The sequence below is a fragment of the Ralstonia sp. TCR112 genome, assembly GCF_007997035.1.
Classification (GTDB): Bacteria; Pseudomonadota; Gammaproteobacteria; order Burkholderiales; family Burkholderiaceae; genus Ralstonia; species Ralstonia edaphi.
Map to the genome: position 1 here is coordinate 93,739 of NZ_VOSS01000007.1, position 20,440 is coordinate 114,178.

Annotated in this window: 16 protein-coding genes and 2 pseudogenes; 4 read left to right on the top strand and 14 right to left on the bottom strand. The window is 66.0% G+C overall.

Features of this window, described 5'->3' with window-relative positions:
* Positions 1-25: 25 nt before the first annotated feature.
* From FUT88_RS03380 to coq7, 13 genes and pseudogenes are all read right to left on the bottom strand, one after another.
* Positions 26-1,020 (bottom strand): annotated as a pseudogene (locus FUT88_RS03380) (D-alanine--D-alanine ligase).
* On the bottom strand, positions 1,017-2,468 hold the full coding sequence (murC, locus tag FUT88_RS03385) for a UDP-N-acetylmuramate--L-alanine ligase (RefSeq protein WP_147213810.1): 1,452 nt from the start codon (positions 2,466-2,468) through the stop codon (positions 1,017-1,019). Before murC ends, FUT88_RS03380 begins: the two are co-directional and overlap by 4 nt.
* A gap of 14 nt (positions 2,469-2,482) precedes the next feature.
* On the bottom strand, positions 2,483-3,583 hold the full coding sequence (murG, locus tag FUT88_RS03390; RefSeq protein ID WP_147213811.1) for an undecaprenyldiphospho-muramoylpentapeptide beta-N-acetylglucosaminyltransferase: 1,101 nt from the start codon (positions 3,581-3,583) through the stop codon (positions 2,483-2,485).
* Positions 3,580-4,821: a putative lipid II flippase FtsW gene (ftsW, locus tag FUT88_RS03395; RefSeq protein ID WP_147213812.1), complete on the bottom strand. Its 1,242-nt coding sequence runs from the start codon at positions 4,819-4,821 to the stop codon at positions 3,580-3,582. The genes murG and ftsW overlap by 4 nt, the downstream gene beginning before the upstream one ends.
* Positions 4,818-6,317 carry a UDP-N-acetylmuramoyl-L-alanine--D-glutamate ligase gene (gene murD, locus FUT88_RS03400; RefSeq protein ID WP_186829229.1) on the bottom strand — a complete coding sequence of 500 codons (1,500 nt, stop codon included), beginning with the start codon at positions 6,315-6,317 and terminating at the stop codon, positions 4,818-4,820. Before murD ends, ftsW begins: the two co-directional genes overlap by 4 nt.
* Before the next feature lie 149 nt (positions 6,318-6,466).
* Entirely contained in the window at positions 6,467-7,636 is a 1,170-nt protein-coding gene (mraY, locus tag FUT88_RS03405) for a phospho-N-acetylmuramoyl-pentapeptide-transferase (protein ID WP_009241610.1), read from the bottom strand.
* A 15-nt stretch (positions 7,637-7,651) separates the two neighbouring features.
* Positions 7,652-9,088: a UDP-N-acetylmuramoyl-tripeptide--D-alanyl-D-alanine ligase gene (gene murF, locus FUT88_RS03410; protein ID WP_147213814.1), complete on the bottom strand. Its 1,437-nt coding sequence runs from the start codon at positions 9,086-9,088 to the stop codon at positions 7,652-7,654.
* Positions 9,085-10,629 carry a UDP-N-acetylmuramoyl-L-alanyl-D-glutamate--2,6-diaminopimelate ligase gene (locus tag FUT88_RS03415; protein WP_147213815.1) on the bottom strand — a complete coding sequence of 515 codons (1,545 nt, stop codon included), beginning with the start codon at positions 10,627-10,629 and terminating at the stop codon, positions 9,085-9,087. Before FUT88_RS03415 ends, murF begins: the two co-directional genes overlap by 4 nt.
* The gene (locus FUT88_RS03420) at positions 10,626-12,413 is read right to left on the bottom strand and encodes a peptidoglycan D,D-transpeptidase FtsI family protein (RefSeq protein WP_147213816.1); all 1,788 of its coding nucleotides are present in this window, start codon (positions 12,411-12,413) and stop codon (positions 10,626-10,628) included. The genes FUT88_RS03415 and FUT88_RS03420 overlap by 4 nt, the downstream gene beginning before the upstream one ends.
* Positions 12,410-12,754, bottom strand: coding sequence for a cell division protein FtsL (ftsL, locus tag FUT88_RS03425; protein ID WP_147213817.1), 345 nt, complete (start codon positions 12,752-12,754; stop codon positions 12,410-12,412). Before ftsL ends, FUT88_RS03420 begins: the two co-directional genes overlap by 4 nt.
* Before the next feature lie 28 nt (positions 12,755-12,782).
* Entirely contained in the window at positions 12,783-13,742 is a 960-nt protein-coding gene (gene rsmH / locus FUT88_RS03430) for a 16S rRNA (cytosine(1402)-N(4))-methyltransferase RsmH (protein WP_027680304.1), read from the bottom strand.
* Positions 13,743-13,751: 9 nt separating this feature from the next.
* Positions 13,752-14,180 (bottom strand): division/cell wall cluster transcriptional repressor MraZ, encoded by a 429-nt coding sequence (gene mraZ, locus FUT88_RS03435; protein WP_024979191.1) that lies wholly within the window; start codon positions 14,178-14,180, stop codon positions 13,752-13,754.
* A gap of 382 nt (positions 14,181-14,562) precedes the next feature.
* Positions 14,563-15,213, bottom strand: coding sequence for a 2-polyprenyl-3-methyl-6-methoxy-1,4-benzoquinone monooxygenase (gene coq7, locus FUT88_RS03440; protein WP_147213818.1), 651 nt, complete (start codon positions 15,211-15,213; stop codon positions 14,563-14,565).
* A 380-nt stretch (positions 15,214-15,593) separates the two neighbouring features.
* Between coq7 and FUT88_RS03445 the strand changes: the two genes are divergently transcribed.
* The 3 genes and pseudogenes from FUT88_RS03445 (at position 15,594) to FUT88_RS03455 (ending at position 19,322) form a co-directional block, all read left to right on the top strand.
* Positions 15,594-16,772, top strand: a complete 1,179-nt coding sequence (locus FUT88_RS03445) for a porin (RefSeq protein ID WP_147213819.1) — start codon at positions 15,594-15,596, stop codon at positions 16,770-16,772.
* A gap of 121 nt (positions 16,773-16,893) precedes the next feature.
* Positions 16,894-17,918: pseudogene (locus tag FUT88_RS03450) on the top strand (Bug family tripartite tricarboxylate transporter substrate binding protein).
* 87 nt (positions 17,919-18,005) lie between these two features.
* Complete coding sequence (locus tag FUT88_RS03455) at positions 18,006-19,322, top strand: MFS transporter (RefSeq protein WP_147213820.1); 1,317 nt, start codon at positions 18,006-18,008, stop codon at positions 19,320-19,322.
* Between the two features lie 21 nt (positions 19,323-19,343).
* Here the strand turns inward: FUT88_RS03455 and arfB are convergent, their stop codons facing one another.
* Complete coding sequence (gene arfB, locus FUT88_RS03460; RefSeq protein WP_147213821.1) at positions 19,344-19,778, bottom strand: alternative ribosome rescue aminoacyl-tRNA hydrolase ArfB; 435 nt, start codon at positions 19,776-19,778, stop codon at positions 19,344-19,346.
* A gap of 43 nt (positions 19,779-19,821) precedes the next feature.
* Between arfB and trhA the strand changes: the two genes are divergently transcribed.
* Positions 19,822-20,439, top strand: a complete 618-nt coding sequence (gene trhA, locus FUT88_RS03465) for a PAQR family membrane homeostasis protein TrhA (protein ID WP_147213822.1) — start codon at positions 19,822-19,824, stop codon at positions 20,437-20,439.
* Position 20,440: the final 1 nt, after the last annotated feature.

Consider the following 20,440-nt stretch of genomic DNA (forward strand, 5'->3'; position numbering starts at 1 on the left):
TCCGGTTTCGCTGACGTTGCGTTGGTTACTCGGGTTTCCAGTCGGTGCTCGCGTGCAGCTCCAGCGACGCACTCGCCGCCAGTTGCAAGACGAAATCTTCATAGCTGATGCCGGCAGCGCGCGCGCCCATCGGCACCAGTGAATGGCCGGTCATGCCCGGCGACGTGTTCATCTCCAGCAGGAACGGCGCGTTGTCGGACTTGCGCAGCATGATGTCGGCGCGGCCCCAGCCGCGGCAGCCCAGCCCGCGATATGCCTGCACCACGAGCGCCTGCACGCGCGCGGCCACATCGGCGGGAATCGGTGCCGGGCATTCGTAGCGCGTGTCGTCGGTGAAGTACTTGTTCTGGTAGTCGTAATTGGCCTGCGGCGCGACGATGCGGATGAGCGGCAGCGCGGTTGCGCTCTCGCCTTCGCCGATGATCGGGCAGGTCAGCTCGTCGCCTTCGACGAACTGCTCGGCCATCACATCGCGGTCCAGGCGCGCGGCCTTTTCGTAGGCGGTGGGCAGCTCGGCGACGCTCGTGACCTTCGTCAGCCCGATCGACGAACCTTCGCGCGCGGCTTGACGATCAGCGGCAGGCCAAGGCGATCGGCCACGGCTTGCCAGTCGGCGCCGGCGTGCAACATCACGAAATCGGGCGTCGGCAGGCCGTGCGTCTGCCATTGGCGCTTGGTGGCCTCCTTGTCCATCGCCAGCGCAGACGCGAGTACGCCGCTGCCCGTGTACGGAATACCGAATTGCTCGAGCAGGCCTTGGACCGTGCCGTCTTCGCCAAAGCGGCCGTGCAGCGAGATCACCACGCGGTCGAATCCTTGCTTGGCCAAGTCGGCCACGGCCTGCAGGCCCGGGTCGAACGGATGTGCATCGACGCCGCGCGCGCGCAGCGCAGCCAGCACGCCGTTGCCGGACATCAGCGAGATTTCGCGCTCGGCGGAACGACCGCCCATGAGCACGCCCACCTTGCCGAGGGACTTCGGATCAATCGTCGGATGTGGAACAAACGGACCGGTCGTCATGCTGCGGCGCCTCCGTTCAGATCCACGACGTTGGCGGTGCGCGCCTGCGCCTGCAACGCAACCACTTGACCGGGCACCTGCCCGATCGACCCTGCGCCCATGGTGATGACCACGTCGCCGTCCTGCGCTGCATCCAGAATCGCTTGCGGCATGTCTTCAATCTGTTCCACGAATACCGGCTCGATCTTGTTGGCCACGCGCAGCGCACGCGTCAGCGAGCGGCCGTCGGCGGCGACGATGGGCGGCTCGCCGGCGGCGTAGACCTCGGCCAGCAGCAGCGCATCGACAGTGCCAAGCACCTTGATGAAATCTTCAAAACAATCGCGCGTGCGCGTGAAGCGGTGCGGCTGGAACGACAGCACGAGGCGGCGACCGGGGAACGCACCGCGCGCGGCGGCCAGCGTGGCGGCCATCTCGACGGGGTGGTGGCCGTAGTCGTCGATGAGCGTGAACTGGCCCTTGCCGTCAGCGGTCGGCACTTCACCGTAGCGCTGGAAACGGCGGCCCACGCCGTTGAACTCGGCCAGCGCCTTGACGATCGCCTCGTCAGGCACTTCCAGCTCGGTGGCGATGGCGATGGCGGCCAGCGCGTTCTGCACGTTGTGCAGGCCCGGCAGGTTGAGGGTGATCGACAGCGGCGGCTCGGCATGGCCGTTGAGCTGGCGGATCACGGTGAATTCCATGCGGCCATCGACGGCACGCGCATTGACGGCACGCACCTGCGCGTCTTCGGCAAAACCGTAGCGCACGACGGGCTTGGAGACGAACGGCAGGATTTCGCGCACGTTCGGATCGTCCACGCACAGCACGGCAATGCCGTAGAACGGCAGACGCTGCGTGAACTCGATGAACGCCTGCTTCAGGCGCGAGAAATCGTGCCCGTACGTCTCCATGTGATCGGCGTCGATATTGGTGATGACTTCGATCACGGGGAACAGGTTGAGGAACGACGCATCGGATTCGTCGGCCTCGGCGACGATGAAGTCGCCCGTGCCGAGGCGCGCGTTGGCGCCCGCAGAGTTGAGACGGCCGCCGATGACGAACGTCGGGTCCAGCCCGCCCTCGGCCAGCACGGAGGCGACGAGGCTGGTGGTCGTCGTCTTGCCGTGCGTACCGGCGATGGCGATGCCCTGCTTCAGGCGCATCAGCTCGGCCAGCATCACCGCACGCGGCACGATCGGGATGCGCTTGGCGCGCGCGGCCAGCACTTCCGGGTTATCACCGCGCACGGCGGTGGAGACCACCACGGCATTGGCGCCGATCACATGTTCCGGCGCGTGGCCCTGCATGATCGTCGCGCCGAGCGTTGCCAGACGCTGCGTGGTCGCGCTGCTGCCCAGATCCGAGCCCGTCACGCGGTAGCCCAGATTCAGCAGCACCTCGGCGATGCCGCTCATGCCGGCGCCGCCGATGCCTACAAAATGGATGTTCTTGACGATGTGCTTCATATCGATTCGATTCCCTATGCCCGTGCCACCGCTACACACGCGTCGGCGACACGCTCGGCCGCTTCGGGCCGCGCCTGCTCGCGTGCTTTAGCCGCCATATCGGCCAATTGCGCACGCGTCAGGGACGCGAGTGTATCTGCCAGCGACGCCGGGCCCAGCTCCTGCTGTGGCACCAACAGCGCCGCACCGCGTTCGGAGAGGAAGCGCGCGTTGGTGGTCTGGTGATCGTCCACGGCGTGCGGGAACGGCACGAACAGCGCCGCGACACCCGCCGCGGCCACTTCTGAAACGGTCATGGCGCCCGCGCGGCAGATCACGAGATCGGCGTGTGCATACGCAGCCGCCATGTCGTCGATGAAGGGCACGGCTTGCGCATGGGCATCGTCGATGCCGGCGGCGGCATAGTTGGCGCGCAGCGTGTCGATCTGCTTGGCGCCCGCCTGATGGATGACGATCGGGCGCGTATCGGCCGGCAGCAACGCCAGCGCCTTGGGCACCACGTCGTTGAGCGCCGCCGCGCCAAGGCTGCCGCCGACGACCAGCACGCGCAGCGGGCCGGTTCGCTCGGCGTAGCGCGCCCGCGGCGAAGCCAGGTTGGCCAGATCGGCGCGGATCGGATTGCCGACCCACTCGGCGCCGGGCAGCGCATTCGGAAACGCGCAAAGCACACGATCAGCCACGCGCGCGAGCACGCGGTTGGCCAGACCTGCAATGGAATTCTGTTCGTGCAGCACCAGTGGACGACCCAGCAGCACGCTCATCATGCCGCCCGGGAACGTGATATAGCCGCCCATGCCCAGCACCACGTTGGGACGCACGCGGCGCACCACGCCAAGGCTCTGCCAGAAGGCGCGCAGCAGATTGAGCGGCAGCAGAAACTTGGTGACGAGGCCCTTGCCGCGCAAACCACCGAACTGCACCGACTCCAGCGGAAAACCGTGCTTGGGGACGAGCTGGCCTTCCATGCCGTTTGCATTGCCGAGCCACACCACCTTCCAGCCACGCGCGGCCAACAGCTTGGCCACCGACAGCGCAGGGAAGATGTGACCGCCCGTACCGCCGGCCATGACGAGGAGCGTGCGGGGCGCCAGACCGGCCGACATGCCTGCCGTCATACCTTGCCTCCACGCATCAGCACGCGGTTTTCGTAGTCGATACGCAGCAGAAGCGCGAGCGCCACACAGTTCATCAGGATGCCGGAGCCCCCGTAGCTGACCATCGGCAGCGTCAGGCCCTTGGTCGGCAGCAGTCCCAGGTTCACACCCATGTTGATGAAGGCCTGCCAGCCGATCCAGATTCCCAGCCCCTTGGCAACCAGGCCGGCGAACGTGCGGTCGAGCTGCAGCGCAGTGCGGCCGATCTCGAACGCGCGACGCACCATCCAGTAGAACAGCAGGATCACGATCAGCACGCCGACAAAGCCCAGTTCCTCACCGATCACGGCGAGGATGAAGTCGGTATGCGCTTCAGGCAGGTAGTGCAGCTTCTCGATGCTGCCGCCCAGGCCGACGCCAGTCCATTCGCCGCGGCCGAAGGCGATGAGCGAGTGCGTGAGCTGGTACGCCTTGCCCTGTGCGTATTCCTCTTGCCACGGGTTCAGGTACGCGAAGATCCGCTCTCGCCGCCACGGCGACGCCACGATCAGCAGCGAGAAGGTGGAAACCGCGGTCAGCACGAGACCGCCGAACAGCTTGCCGTTCACGCCGCCCAGGAACAGGATGCCCATGGCCACGGCCGCAATGACCAGGAACGCGCCCATGTCGGGCTCCAACAGCAGGAGCGAACCGACAAACGCCACGGCCACGCCCATCGGCAGGAAGCCCTTGCGCACGCTTTGCATCCAGTCCTGCTTGCGCACGGTGTAGTTGGCGGCGTACAGCACCACGGCCAGCTTCATCAGTTCGGACGGCTGGAAGTTCATGACGCCCAGCGGCAGCCAGCGCCGTGCGCCGTTCACGCCCTTGCCCACGTGCGGCACGAGCACGATCACCAGCATGACCAGCGCGATGATGAAAAGCTTCGGTGCGTATTTGTCCCAGAACTTGACCGGAATCTGGAAGGCGACGATCGCACCGATCAGGCCGATCACCAGCGAGAAGATGTGCCGGATCAGGAAATGCCCGTTGCTGTAGTTGGCGTACTTGGGCGAATCCGGCAACGCAATCGACGCCGAATACACCATCACCAGCCCGAGGCCCAGCAGCACGATCGCCACCCACATCAGGGGCTGGTCGTACTCCATCATCCTGGAGCGCGTGGGCTTGACGCCTGAAACGGCGTCGCGAAGGCCACCCCACGCATTACCGATGGTCGCGCCGATGAAGCCGCTGCGCTTGATCTGGGTGTCGCTCATAGGAGGACTCCTCGGTCTGCCGCCAGCGCTGCCACGGCCTCGTGGAACACCTGGGCGCGGTGTTCGTAATTCCGGAACATGTCGAAGCTTGCACACGCCGGCGACAACAGCACGGCGTCGCCCGGTTGCGCGTGCGCGGCGGCTTCCTGCACGGCGGCTTCCAGCGTGGGGGCGTCGATCAGCTCGACACCGGCATTGGCCAGCGCCTCGCGAATCAGCGGCGCATCGCGGCCGATGAGGATCACGGCGCGCGCGTACTGCGCGACCGGCTCGGCCAGCGGCGAGAAGTCCTGACCCTTGCCATCGCCGCCCGCGATCAGCACGACGTGCTTGGACAAGCCCGACAGCGCTGCCACCGTCGCGCCGACGTTGGTGCCCTTGCTGTCGTCGAAGAATTCGATGTCGTCGAATGCGGCGATCAGCTCGACGCGGTGCGGCTCGCCGGCGTAGTCGCGCAGGCCGTGCAGCAGCGCGCTCACGGGTAGGCCGATCGCGCGGCACAGCGCCAGCGCGGCCATCGCGTTGGTGGCGTTGTGCAAGCCGCGGATGCGCAGCGCGTCGGCGGGCATCAAGCGCTTGAGGCGCACCGGCACCGGGGCGGCGGGCGCGCTGTCGCCCTTCTTGCGGCGCGTGGGCTTGGGCAGATCTTCCTCGTCGGCTTCGGCCAAGACGATCCAAGGCATGCCGCCATCGCGCAGCAGGCCGAGCGCATCGGGCGTGCCCGGCTCGTCGATGCCGAAGGTGATATCGCCGCCGTTCTTGCTGGCGAATGCCATCACGCCGGCGTCTTGACGGTTCAGCACGCGCACGGTGTTGGCACCGAAGATGCGGCCCTTGGCTGCGGCATAGGCGTCCATCGTGCCGTGCCAGTCAAGGTGATCCTGCGTGATGTTCAGGACGGTGGCCGCGTCGGCGTCCAGCGTGTGCGTGGTTTCGAGCTGGAAGCTGGAAAGCTCCAGCACCCACACGTCAGGCAGCGTCCCCGCATCAACGCATTCGCTCAGCTTGTCCAGTGCCGACGGGCTGATGTTGCCCGCCACGCCGACGGTCTTGCCGGCGCGCTCGACCAAGGCGCCCGCGAGCGCCGTGGTGGTCGTCTTGCCGTTCGTCCCGGTGATGGCCAGCACGCGCGGCGCGTAGCCTTGCGCGGCCTTGAGACCCGCCAACGCGCGGGCAAACAATTCGATTTCGCCCCACACCGGCACGCTGTTCGCATTGGCGGCGCTCAGCAGCGCAGCGACGTTGGCATCGAGCGGTGACAGGCCCGGGCTGATCGCCACCAACGTCACACCGTCCAGCAGCGACACGGCAAACGGGCCGCTCACGAATTCTGCGTCCGGCACATGCGCGCGCAGCGCCGGCAGGTTGGCCGGTGCCTCGCGCGTGTCGGCCACGCGCACGCGCGCGCCATGACGTGCGCACCAGCGCGCCATGGCGAGGCCGGATTCGCCAAGGCCGAGCACGAGCACCACCGGCGCGTCGAACTCGCCGAACATGCGCGGCGCTTGTGCGGTTTCAGCGGCGGGCATCGGCTCGGCGGAATCGAGCGTTGCGACAACGGCGTCCACGGCGGCGTGCGGCGGCGTGGCGGCCATGTCGTCGTCCGGAGTGATGGGGGCGTCGGTCATGTCTGTCATGTCCGTGCTCACCGCAGTTTCAGGGTCGACAGGCCGATCAGCACCAGCATCATGGTGATGACCCAGAAGCGCACGACCACTTGCGTTTCCTTCCAGCCGGACAGCTCAAAATGATGATGCAGCGGCGCCATGCGGAACAGGCGCCGGCCCTCGCCATAACGCTTCTTGGTGAACTTGAACCACGTCACCTGCAGCATCACGGAGACGGTCTCGGCGACAAAGATGCCGCCCATGATGAAGAGCACGATTTCCTGACGCACGATCACGGCGATGGTGCCCAGCGCACCGCCCAGCGCCAGCGCGCCGACGTCACCCATGAACACCTGCGCCGGATGCGCGTTGAACCACAGGAAGGCAAGCCCCGCCCCCGCCATCGCCGAGCAGAAGATCAGCAGCTCGCCCGCGCCCGGAATGTGCGGGAACAGCAGGTACTTGCTGTAGACCGCACTGCCCATCACATAGGCGAACACGCCGAGCGCGCTACCCACGAGCACGACCGGCATGATGACGAGGCCATCGAGGCCGTCGGTCAGGTTCACCGCGTTGCTGGAGCCGACGATCACGAGGTACGTCAGGATGATGAAACCGAACACGCCAAGCGGGTAGCTGATCTCTTTGAAGAACGGCACGATCAGATGCGACTTGGCCGGCAGGTTCAGCGACAGGCCGCTGCGCACCCACTCCATGAACAGCTCGAGCACACGCATGTTGCTCGTCTCGGACACCGAGAACGCCAGATACGCCGCTGCAAACAGGCCGATCACGGTCTGCCAGAAGAACTTCTCACGCGAAGACATGCCCTTCGGATCACGGTGCACGACCTTGCGGTAGTCATCCACCCAGCCAACGGCGCCGTAGCCGAGCGTGACGAGCAGCACGATCCAGATGAAGCGGTTGCCCCAGTCCGCCCACAGCAGCGTCGACACGGCAATGCCGATGAGCACCAGCACGCCGCCCATGGTGGGCGTGCCGGCCTTGACCAGGTGCGTCTGCGGACCATAGCTGCGCACAGCCTGGCCGACTTTCAGTTCCGTCAGGCGACGGATCACCCATGGCCCGAACCCGAGGCCGATCACCAGCGCCGTGAGCGATGCCATCACGGCGCGGAACGTCAGATAGTTGAAGACGCGCAGGAAGCCGTAGTCGTTCTGCAACCATTGCGCCAATGCCAATAACATGGGTTCTTGCTTCCCTTAATGCTGCTGTTGTGTGTTGGAACCGGTCGGCAAATCCGCTACCGGGTCTTTCAAGACCAGCGCTTCCACAATGCGTTCCATCCGCATGAAGCGCGAGCCCTTCACCAATACCGTCGCGCCTGGCGCAATGGCGGCCAGGCCGTGTTCGATCAAGTCTTCCGCGGACGCAAAATGCTGCGCGCCCGCGCCGAATGCATCGACTGTGTGACGCGCAAGCTCGCCGGTTGCGAGCACCGCGTCGATGCCGTGCGCGCGCGCATACGCGCCGATCTCTTCGTGGAACGCCGGGCCCTGCGACCCCACTTCACCCATGTCGCCCAGCACTAGGCAGCGCGGCGCGGGCAGCGTGACGAGCGCGTCGATCGCCGCGCGCATCGAATCGGGGTTCGCGTTGTACGTGTCGTCGATGACAAGGCCGCCGTGCGTGCCCTGCTTGCGCTGCAACCGCCCCTTGACGGGCGCGAAGCGGCCGAGCGCTTGTGCAATGACCTCGGGAGCCACACCGGCCGCCAGCGCGCATGCCGTGGCGGCCAGCGCATTGCGCGCGTTGTGCAAGCCGAGCAGCGGCAAGGTGATAACGAAGCGCTGGCCCGGCGCCTGCACATCGATGCGTTGCCCGGCGACGGTGTCCACCACCGTGCCCGTCACAGCCCCGGCCTCGATACCGAAGTCGAGCACGCGGCGCGAACCGGCCGCGGCTTGCCACACCGGCGCGTATTCGCCCCCGTTGGCCGCATCGCGCGGATACACCGCTACGCCATCGGCCGGCAACGCGGCCAGCACGGCGGCGTGTTCTTCAGCCACCGCTTCCACGCTGACCATGAATTCCTGGTGCTCGCGCTGGGCGTTGTTGATCATTGCGACGGTCGGCTGCGCAATGGCGGCCAATACGGCCGTCTCGCCCGGATGATTCATGCCGAGTTCGAGCACGGCCAGCTTGTGTTGCGCGTTCAGGCGGAACAGCGTGAGCGGCAGGCCGATGTCGTTGTTGAAATTGCCGGCAGTCGCCAGGCGGGCGTCTTCACCAACGGCCTGCGCAAAGATCGCGGAGATCATCTCCTTGACCGTGGTCTTGCCGTTGCTGCCCGTCACGGCGACGACGGGAATCGGGAACTGGCGGCGCCAGCCGGCGGCAAGCTGGCCGAGCCCGATGCGCGTATCGGCGACGGTCAGCACGGCCACATTGGTGACATCGAGCGTGGCGGCCGGTGCGCGCGACACCAGCACGGCAGCAGCGCCACGCGCCACCACTTCGGGCAGGAAGTCGTGCGCATCGAAACGCTCGCCGATCAGCGCGACGAACAGATCGCCGGGTTGCACGGCGCGGCTGTCGGTCGTCACGCGCAGGATCGCTGCGTCGGGGCCGGCGAGATAGGCACCGGCCATCCAGGCAGCGGCGTCGGTGGCGTGCATCATGACGGTTGCGGCGCTCATGCATTCACCCCGCGGGCGGCGAGCGCCAGACGCACATGCTCCTGATCGGAGAAGGGCCGCTTGCGACCGGCAATCTCCTGCGTCGATTCATGCCCCTTGCCAGCCACGACGATTACGTCATGCGCATCGGCGTGGCGCACGGCGTGCAGGATGGCAGCCGCGCGATCTTCGATCTGGGCGGCGGCGCGCGGGTTATCCATGCCGTCGGCGATCTCGTCGAGGATGTGCTGCGGATCTTCGCTGCGCGGGTTGTCGGAGGTCAGCACCACGTGCGGCGCCAGGCGCTCGGCGATGGCGCCCATCTGCGGACGCTTGCCGGGGTCGCGGTCGCCACCGCAGCCGAACACGGCCCAGAGCTTGCCGCCCCGCGCTTCGGTAATCGGCGCGAGTGCGCGCAGCGTTTGCTCCAGCGCGTCGGGCGTATGGGCGTAGTCGACCACCACGAGGGGGCCGTCTTCACCGCCGAAACGCTCCATGCGGCCGCTCACGGGCTGCAGCTTTTCCAAGCGCGCGATAGCGTCCTGCCACGGCACGCCAGCCGCAAGCAGTGCGCCCAGCACACCCAACAGATTCGATACGTTGAACAGGCCGACGGTGGGGGCATGCACGGTTGCGTGGCCAAAGCTGCCATCCAGGTCGAACGACGTGCCGGTGCGATGCGCACGCACGTTGCTGGCGCGCAGCCATTGCGTGGCGCCGTGCTGCGCAGCGGCTTCGCCGTCGATGCCGTATTCGATGGTTTCGACTTCGGCGCGGGCGTTCTGCAGCAGGCGCACACCGGCCGCATCGTCACGGTTGATGACCGCCGCGCGCAGGCCGGGCCAGCGGAACAGGCGCGCCTTGGCCAGTTCGTACTCGGCCATCGTGCCGTGGTAGTCGAGGTGATCCTGCGTCAGGTTGGTGAACACTGCGATGTCGAAGCAGGTGCCATCCACGCGACCCTGCTCCAGGCCATGCGACGACACTTCCATGGCGATGGAGCGCGCACCCGCGCGATGCAGATCGGCGAGGCTTCGCTGGAGCTGGATGGCGTCCGGCGTGGTGAAGCCGGTCGCGGCCAGCGCATCGACAAACCCCGTGCCGAGCGTACCCACCACTGCGCAACGCTCGCCGTGTTTGGTCAGCGCCTGCGCAATCCATTGCGAACACGAAGTCTTGCCGTTGGTGCCCGTCACGCCAATGACGCGCAGCGCCTCGGGGCCCGGCACGCCGTACCACTGCGCGGCCAGCGGCCCGGCCAATTCGGCCAAGCCATCCACCGGCAGGATGCGCACGGGCGCATCGGCAGGCATCGCGTAACCGTGGGCTTCGGCCAGCACGGCGGAAGCGCCAGCCTCGATGGCCTGCGGAATATGCGGACGGCCATCGCCACGTTGGCGCACATTGCCGAGCACGTAGGCGACGAACACATCGCCGGTCTTGAGCTTGCGCGTATCGCTGGTGAGGTCGGCACCGGCCGGCGCCTGGGCGCGCAGCCAATCGACAACCGGCGCAAGACGAGCGGCGATCGTCGGACGGTCGGAGGTGGGCTTGGCTGTCATTGCAGGCCTCCCACCGGCTCTTCCGGCACGTCCGGCGTCATCACGAGCTGGCGCACCGGCGAATCCGGCGGCACGTTGAGTGCGCGCAGGGTGCCACCGACGATCTGCGAGAACACCGGGCCGGCCGCGCCACCGCCGTAGCGGTTGCCCACCGTGGGCTCGTCCACGCTCACCGCCACGATGATCCGCGGGTTCGACATCGGCGCCAGGCCAATGAACGAGGCGCGATACTTGGAGCGGTCATAGCCGCGTCCAGTGTGCTTCCAGGCCGTGCCGGTCTTGCCGCCGACGCGATAGCCCATCACCTGGGCTTGCGGTGCGGTGCCGCCCGGCGCCGTCACCGTCTCCAGCATCTGGCGAACCTGGCGCGCCACCTCCGGCGAAATCACACGTTCACCCTGCGGCGGCTGGCCATCGGTGCGGTACATGGTGATCGGAATCAGCTCGCCATCGTGCGCGAAGATGGTGTACGCATGGGCAATCTGGAACAGCGACACCGACAGGCCGTAGCCGTACGACATGGTCGCCTGCTCGATGCGGCGCCATTTGTTTGCCGGCCGCAGCCGCCCCGCCACCGCGCCCGGGAAGCCGATCTTCGGCGCCTGCCCCAGGCCCACGCTTGTGAACATGTCCCACATTTCCTGCGGCTTCAGCATCATCGCGATCTTCGTCGTGCCGATGTTGCTGGAGTGCTGGATGACCTGCGCGACCGTCAGCGTGCCGTAGTTGCCGGTGTCGGAGATGGTCGCGCCTTCAAAGCTGTACTTGCCGTTGGTCTGCACCAGCGTGTTGGGCGTCACGCGCTTGAGCTGCAGCGCCAGGCTGATGGTGATCGGCTTCATCATCGAGCCGGGCTCGAAGGTGTCGGTCAGCACGCGGTTGCGCAGCTGTTCGCCCGACAGGCGCGTGCGGTCGTTCGGGTTGTAGGTCGGGTAGTTGGCGAGTGCCAGCACCTCGCCGGTCTGGGCGTCCAGCACGATCGCGCTGGCGGCCTTGGCGTGGGTACGCTCGATGGCGGCCTTCAGCTCGTTGAAGGTCAGGTACTGGATCTTGGCGTCGATCGACAGGGTCTGGTCATGCCCATCCCGCGGGGCCTTGAGCACACCCACGTCTTCCACCACGCGGCCCAGTCGATCCTTGATCACCTGGCGCTGGCCGGCGGCACCCGCAAGGTCGGACTCGCGCGCCAGCTCCATGCCTTCCTGGCCCTTGTCCTCGACGTTGGTGAAGCCGACGATGTGCGCCATCGCCTCGCCTTCGGGATAGAAGCGCTTGTATTCACGCGTCTGATAGATACCTTCGATCTTCAGCGCGGCGATCTGATCGGCCACCTCGGGCAGCACCTGGCGCTTGAGGTAGACGAAGCCCTTGTCTTCGCCCAGCTTGCCCGACAGCTCCTTGTTGTTCATGCCGAGGAGCTTGGCGAGCTTCTTCATGTCTTCGCCGGGCACGTTGTTGGGCACGTCTTCGGGCACAGCCCAGATGGCCTTCACCGGCAGGCTGGTGGCCAGCACCAGACCATTGCGATCGAGAATCTTGCCGCGCGTGGCCGGCAGCTCCAGCGTGCGCTGGAAGCGCTTCTTGCCCTCGGCTTCATAGAAGCGATTGCCAGGACCTTGAATCCACAGCGCGCGGCCGATGAGCGCCAGGAACGCCGCGAACATCAGGAAGACGACCAGCTTCGAGCGCCACATCGGCAGGCGCAAGCCCAGAACCGGGCTGGCGGAAAACTGGCCCAGGCGCGCGCGTGCCGTGGTGCCGTTGGATTTGCGTGCGCCGCTCATGGCTGGACTCCGGAAGCCGTGGGCGCGCTGCCCGCCACCGAGGACGCCATCGAGGACGTCCCAGCGGCCGGCAAATCGGCAAACCCCTGCAGATACTGCGTGCGGCCCGCCTGCGCGGGCGACATCTTCAATTGCCTGCTCGCGATGTCGGCAATGCGAGCGCTCTTGCCCAGCGCGCTCTGCTCATATTGCAGACGCGACCAGTCGGTGTTCAGTTGCTTCTCTTCCGCCTGCGCACGATCCAGCGCGACAAACAGTTGCCGCGCCTGATGCTGTGCGTTGACCAGCGACAGCGCACACAGCACCAGCGCGGTCAGCAGGAACATGTTCAGGCGGTTCATGGCATGGGTCTCCGCGAGTCAGCAGCTGTCAGCAACGCTCGGCCACGCGCATGATTGCCGAGCGCGCACGCGGGTTGGCCGACACCTCGGCCTCCGACGGCTTCACGCGGCCGAGCAGGCGCAACTGCGGCGCCGGCAGCTCATGCGCACGCAGCGGCGCCCGACGCAGTTCCGGCGCGGCGGATTGCTCCGGACGCGCCAGGGCCTGCATGAAGCGCTTGACGATGCGGTCTTCCAGCGAATGGAAGCTGATCACGACGAGACGTCCCCCCTGTTCCAAGCGTTCAAAGGCGGCCTTCAGACCGGTTTCGAGGTCCGCAAGCTCTTGATTGACGTGAATCCGTAAAGCTTGAAAGGTGCGGGTCGCAGGGTCTTGACCCTTCTCGCGTGTTTTGACGGCTTGCGCCACGAGCGCGGCAAGCTCGGATGTGCGATCGAGAGGACCTCGATCCCCGGATTGGCCCCGGCGAGCAACAATCGCCTTTGCAATCTGTACAGCAAACCGTTCTTCCCCATAGTCCCGTATCACCCTCGCAATGTCGCGCTCATCAGCCTCGGCCAGCCATTGGGCTGCGGTGATGCCGCGCGTGGTGTCCATCCGCATGTCGAGCGGGCCATCCATCCGGAACGAGAAGCCACGTGCGCCTTCGTCGATCTGCGGCGAGCTGATGCCGAGATCGAGCAGCACGCCGGCCACCCGCTCCACGCCACGCGCGTCCAGGCACTGGGCCATCTGCGCGAAGCTGTCATGCTCAATAGCGAAGCGGGCATCCTCTACGGTGCCCGCTTCGGTGATTGCTGCTGGGTCCTTGTCGAAGGCGACAAGTCTGCCGCCGGGCCCCAGCCGTTCCAGGATGCGCCGGCTGTGCCCGCCCCTCCCGAACGTTCCATCGATATAGATGCCGTCGTCGCGCCAGATGAGCGCGTCGACCGCTTCGTCTAAGAGCACCGTCTGATGGCGCAGTCCCGTACTGGCTTGGGTTGTCATCGCGCGTCATCAAAAGGAGAAATTCTTGAGGGCGTCGGGCATGCCTTGCGCCATGGCGGCCTGCTCCTTCGCGGTGTACGTGGCGGCGTCCCAGACTTCGAAGTGGCTGCCCATGCCGAGCAGCATCACGTCACGTTCAAGGGAGGCGGCCGTGCGCAGTTCCGGGGTAATGAGGACGCGACCGGCGGTATCGAGTTCGACATCGGCGGCACTGCCCAGGAAGATCCGTTTCCACCAGTGGGCTTCCATCGGCAGCGCGGCGATGCGCTCGCGGAAGCGTTCCCACTCCGGGCGCGGAAACAGCATGAGGCAACCGTCCGGGTGCTTGGTCACAGTCACCCGGCCCTCGGCCTGCAGCTGGAGCGCTTCGCGGTGCCGCGACGGAATGGACATCCGCCCTTTGGCATCCAGCGTCAGCGCCGACGCACCCTGGAACACGTTGGTTTCTCTCTCCGTGTGGCGACCCGATCGCCACTCACCTTGCCGTCAACTGGTCTGCAAACGGCCTCTTTAAACCACAAAACTACACTTTCTGACACTGTTTCCCACTTTAGAGGAACGACTTTGGGCGGTCAAGGCTTGCGCAGGCCTGCGAGACGGAAAATTTGCAATCAGAACAATGACTTAGCGCACCCGCCCGGAGGCACCCAGCCACTTTTCCCAATCAAATGAAGGAGATAGCGTGGTTTATGCAGAAACCACGTGAGAGAACGGCGAGCGACGACCCGCCAGAGGGAGGGCGCGGAGCACCGACAGTAAAGCTCGGGCGAATGGAGGAGCGAACGCCGTGTCGTCGGGCTGTCGACCCGCGACACGCGCTTCAGATGCGGTAGGCGGCGGTCGTCATGATGCGCGACGCGGCACGCATCGCTTGGCGGATGGGCGCGGGGAGATCAATGCCACCAGCTTGGCGCGCGTTGTCGCCGTGGCGGATTTCGTCGTCGCGCATCTGGGCGACGATGGCGCGCGAGCGGGTGTCCTGGTCGGGCAATGTGTCGAGATGGCCGTCGAGGTGGTGTTCGACCTGGCGCTCGGTCTCTGCGACGAAGCCGAGGCTGATCTTGTCGCCCAGGCGTCCGGCGACCGCGCCGATGGCGAAAGCGCCGGCATACCACAGCGGATTCAGCAGGCTCGGGCGGTCATTCAATTCCTGCAGGCGTTGCGCGCACCAGGCGAGGTGATCCTCTTCTTCGCGTGCCGCTTCGTCGAGCTGGGCTCGGATGGCGGGATCCCGGGCGAACAGCGCTTGCCCCTGGTACAGGGCCTGGGCGCAGACCTCGCCGACATGGTTCACGCGCATCAGGCCGGCGGCATGGCGGCGCTCGGCCTCGGAAAGTTTGGTGGCGTTGTCGGCCCTGTCCGGGGAGGTGGACGCGATAACGGCATCGGCAGGGTTCGGTCGGCTGGCGCGGGTGACGCCTGCCACAGCGCGCAAGGCGCGGTCGAATTCAGGGATGAAGCGGTCGAGCATATGTTCGGGCACCGCCGGCAATGGCGTGCGGCGCGATCGTCATTGTAAGGCCGGCATCGGGCGGGACCTTGCGTCCGATCAGGACGTCGTTGACCAAACACTACTGTACGGGATAACCCTGTTGGCGCGCGGATCGCATCTAAAACCGCAACGAATCAACGCCGCCCATCGCCAATCTATTTCAAATTCGGAAACAGCCTGTTGCCGGGATCAGACAGCAAACGGGCGTTTACGAACATTCGTTCGCAAATTTCGACCGGGCCCAGTACCGCGTTGCTACATTAGTCAGCGACTTCGTTTGAAAGTCATGGGGCGGGAAGACAAGAACGGAGGGTCTGCCTGCCGCTGAATTCAATAAATAAAGATCTGGAGACCGACCGATGAAGAAATCGCTGCTGGCATTGGCAGTGCTGGGCACGTTTGCGGGTGTTGCGCAGGCTCAGTCGAGTGTGACGCTGTATGGCGTGGTCGACGCCAACGTTGAGTACGTCAACCACGCGCAAGCCGTAACGGCTGCGGGGGTGGTCATCCCGGGCAGCAGCGGTTCGCGCCTGGCGATGCAGGCCGGTGGCCTGTCTTCCAACCGCTGGGGCTTGCGCGGCGTCGAAGACATCGGTGGCGGTCTCAAGGGCCTGTTCGTACTGGAATCGGGCTACGGCATGGACACGGGCACGCTGCAGCAGGGCGGACGCCTGTTCGGCCGCCAGGCGTTTGTCGGCTTGCAGGGCAACTGGGGCAAGATCACGCTGGGCCGGCAATACACCACGATCTTCGACATGATGGCGAACTTCTCGCCGACCGGTTACGCCACACAGTATGAGCCGGTGGTCGGCCAGCTGGGCCCGAACTTCCGCGAAGACAACGTCATCAAGTACACCGGCGCATTCGGCCCGCTGACCGTGGAAGGCCACTGGTCGTTCGGCGAGCGCGCCGGCAGCCAGACCGCCAACTCGGCGTACGGCGTGGGCGCAAACTACTTTGGCGGCCCGTTCGGCCTGGGTATCGCCTATGACGAAGTGAAGGTCCTGACGGCAGCCGAAGCCCTGGGCGGCCCCGGCAACGAGTACGCCAAGGACAAGCGCGCCGCCATTGCCGCGAGCTACACGGTGGGGCCGGTCAAGGTCATGGGCGGCTATCGCTACGGCAAGACCGATACGACCTCGTCTGGCGCCACGCTGGCGCTGCTGCCGCACCGCGACGACTATTACTGGGCGGGCGTGAACTACCAGGTGACGCCGGCCCTGGGCCTGACGCTGGCGTACTACTACGACAACATCAAGGAAGCGACCATCGGCGGCGCCACGGTCAACCCGCGCAACCCGCAGCAGTGGCAGTTCATTGCCGACTACAACTTCTCCAAGCGCACCGACGTGTACCTGAGTGCCGCGTATGCACGCAATGCATCGCTGAACTGGGATTCGATCGGCTATGTGACGAACCCGGCAACGGGCGCGCAGACGTCGGTGGGCTACCTGCCGGCTGCATCGCAGACGTACTTCATCACGCCGAACTCGGATAACCAAGTCGGTGTGGCGATCGGCGTGCGCCACAAGTTCTGACGCACGCTTTGTTTTTGCCCGCCGCCCCTCTCCTTGGCGGGCGCAGGAAGGCACCTTCGGGTGCCTTTTTGCATGGCTGCGCGCTATGCTGTGCCGACCCAAAAACATCATCGGAGGAGACATGACTGTGCCTTGCACGCTGCGCCGCACCTTGCTGCGCGCAGCCCTTGCCGGTGCTGCTGCCGGCGTCATCGCGTTGCCTGCGGCGGCGCAAACCCCGCCGTATCCAGCCAAGCCGATCACCATCGTCGTGCCGTTCACGCCGGGCGGCACGACCGACATCCTGGCGCGCGCGTCGCCGCCGAGCTCACGCGCGGCGCCGGCTGGAACGTCATCGTCGACAACCGGCCTGGTGCGGGCGGCAACATCGGCTCGACGCTCGTGGCCAAGGCCGCGCCCGACGGCTACACGCTGCTGATGGGCACGGTCGGCACGCACGCCATCAACCAGACCCTGTACTCGCAGAACGGCGTGCGACTGGGTTTCGATCCGATCAAGGACTTTGCGCCGATCACGCTGGTGGCCTCCGTGCCGAACGTGCTCGTGGTCAACCCGACCTTTGCGCAGAAGAACAAGATCAACTCGGTGAAGGACCTCATCGACTACGCGAAGGCCAATCCGGGCAAGCTGAACATGGCGTCGTCGGGTAACGGCACGTCGATCCATCTGGCCGGCGAGCTGTTCAAGACGCAAACGGCCACGAGCATGGTCCACGTGCCTTACAAGGGCAGCGGTCCAGCGCTGACCGATCTGATCGGCGGCACGATGGACCTGATGTTCGACAACCTGCCCTCGGCCATGCCGCAGATCAAGGGCGGCAAGCTGAAGGCGCTGGCCGTCACGAGCGCCAAACCCTCGCCGGCGCTGCCCGGTGTGCCAACCGTCGCGCAAGCCGCCGGCCTGCCTCAATACGAGGCGAGCTCGTGGTTCGGGCTGCTGGCGCCAGCCGGCACGCCGCCGGCCATCGTGTCGCGCATCCAGCAGACGGTGGCGAAATCGCTGGCAAGCCCCGCCGTCAAGGAGAAGCTCGAAGCGCAAGGCGCCGAGCCCGTGGGCGACACGCCCGAGCAGTTCGCCGCGCACATCCGTGCCGAGACGGCGAAGTGGGCCGCGGTCGTGAAGGCCTCGGGCGCAAAGGTGGATTGACCGCGCAGCCATTGAGCACGCCGCCCGCCGCGCGCACAATGGGCGGCCTTCATAACGACAACAACGCAACGTCCCCGGGAGACCTGCATGTCCTCTTCGACTTCCCCGACCCTGGCGTCGTCCGCCTCGGACGCGGCCACCGACGCCAGCCGCTCGCGCATCGTCTTTGCGAGCTTCATCGGCACGGCCATCGAGTTCTACGACTTCTACGTCTACGCCACGGCCGCGGCGCTGGTGATCGGGCCGGTGTTCTTTCCGCACGGATCGGCCACGGCGCAAGCGCTGTCGGCGTTCGTCACGTTCGGGATCGCGTTCATCGCACGGCCGATCGGCTCGTTCCTGTTCGGCCACTTCGGCGACCGGATCGGGCGCAAATCCACGCTCGTGGCCTCGCTGCTGGTGATGGGCATTTCCACCACGTTGATCGGGCTAGTGCCAGGCTATGACAGCATCGGCACGCTGGCGCCTGTCCTGCTGTGCATCCTGCGCTTTGGCCAGGGCATCGGCCTGGGCGGGGAATGGGGCGGCGCGGCGCTGCTGGCCACCGAGAACGCGCCGCAGGGCAAGCGCGGCTGGTTTGGCATGTTTCCACAGCTGGGGCCGTCGGTGGGCTTCCTGGCATCGAACGGGCTGTTCTTTGGCCTGGCGATCGCGCTATCGGACGAGCAGTTCCGCAGCTGGGGCTGGCGCGTGCCGTTCCTGGTGAGCGCCGTGCTCGTGGCGTTGGGCCTGTATGTGCGATTGAAGATCGCCGAGACACCGGCCTTCCAGGCGGCCATCGATCGGCACGAACGAGTGAAGGTGCCCGTCGCCGAACTGCTGGCACGCCACTGGTGGCCGACGCTCCTGGGCGCGCTGGCCATGGTCGTCTGCTACACGCTCTTCTATATCTCGACGGTGTTTTCGCTGTCGTACGGCGTGGGTACGCTGCACTTCTCGCGCCCGAGCTTCCTGGGGCTGCTGTGCCTGGCTGTGGTGTTCATGGGGCTGGCGACGCCGCTGTCAGCGTGGGCGTCGGACCGCTTTGGGCGCAAGCCGGTGCTGATCGTCGGCATCGTCGCAGCCATTTTGTCGGGCTTCACCATGGCGCCGCTGCTGGGGAGTGGGCAGACGCCGCTGGTGGCGCTGTTCCTCATCATCGAGCTGTTCCTGATGGGCGTGACCTTCGCGCCGATGGGCGCGCTGCTGCCGGAGCTGTTCCCGACCAACGTGCGCTACACGGGCGCCGGCGTGTCGTACAACCTGGGCGGTATTCTGGGCGCGTCGATTGCGCCGTACATCGCGCAGAAGCTGGCTGAGCAAGGCGGCCTGAGCTGGGTCGGCATGTATGTGTCGGCGGCCGCGGTGGTCAGCCTGATCGGCGTGCTGTGCATGCGCGAAACGCGTGATACCCGGCTGATGTAAGGACCGCGCATAGCGACGCGCTTAATCCCACGAGTGGCGGCCCGAGCGACCACGCTTGACGTCGCCACGCGCGCGCTTGCCTTCCAGACGGCGCGTCTTGGAAGCGCGCGTGGGCTTGGTGGCGATCCGCGACTTCGGCACCGAAAGCCCCGTCGCGATGAACGCGATCAGACGTTCACGCGCATCCTGGCGGTTGCGGTCCTGCGTGCGAAACCGTTGCGCATCAATCACAATCACGCCCTGGTCGGTCAAGCGTCGGTCGCGCTTTCCCAACAGGCGAGCCCGCAATGCCTCCGGCAACGACGGCGATTGGGCGATGTCAAAGCGCAACTCCACCGCCGTCGATACCTTGTTGATGTTTTGCCCACCCGCCCCGCTTGCGCGCACAAAGCGCTCGACCAGTTCGGACTCCGGAATGGACAATTGAGGGGTGATTTTGAGATCGGTGCCGGGCATTGGGGCATTGTAGGGAGAACCCGTTTTTTCTGGAGATCAGCGTATGTATCGCGGAGAACGTTTCAACGGCTTCAGCCACCTGGCCGGGGCCATCCTTGCCGCCGCTGGCATGGCCGTTCTGGTAACGTCGTCCGCCCTGCACCACGACGCGTGGAAGGTCGTCAGTTCCGTCGTCTACGGCACGACGCTCGTCCTCCTCTACACCATCTCCACGCTGTATCACAGCGTGCGCGGGCCGGCCAAAAGCATCTTCCAGCGGCTCGACTATTGCGCCATCTATCTGTTGATCGCCGGTAGCTATACCCCTTTTGCGCTCGTTACGTTGCGCGGCCCCTGGGGCTGGGCGCTGTTCGGCATCAACTGGGCGCTGGCGGCCATCGGCATTGCGCAGGAACTCTGGATCGGCCGTCGCACGCGCCTGTTTTCCCTGCTGATCTACGTGGTGATGGGCTGGCTGGTGCTGATCGCCATGGGGCCGCTGGCAGCCGCCCTGCCTGCGCCGGGCCTGTGGTGGCTGGTGGCCGGAGGTGCGCTTTACACGATCGGCATCGGCTTCTTTCTCTTTGACGAGAAGGTGCGGCACTTCCACGGCATCTGGCATTTGTTCGTGCTGGCGGGCAGCGCGTGCCAGTTCGTCAGCATCCTGCTGTACGTCGGCTGAC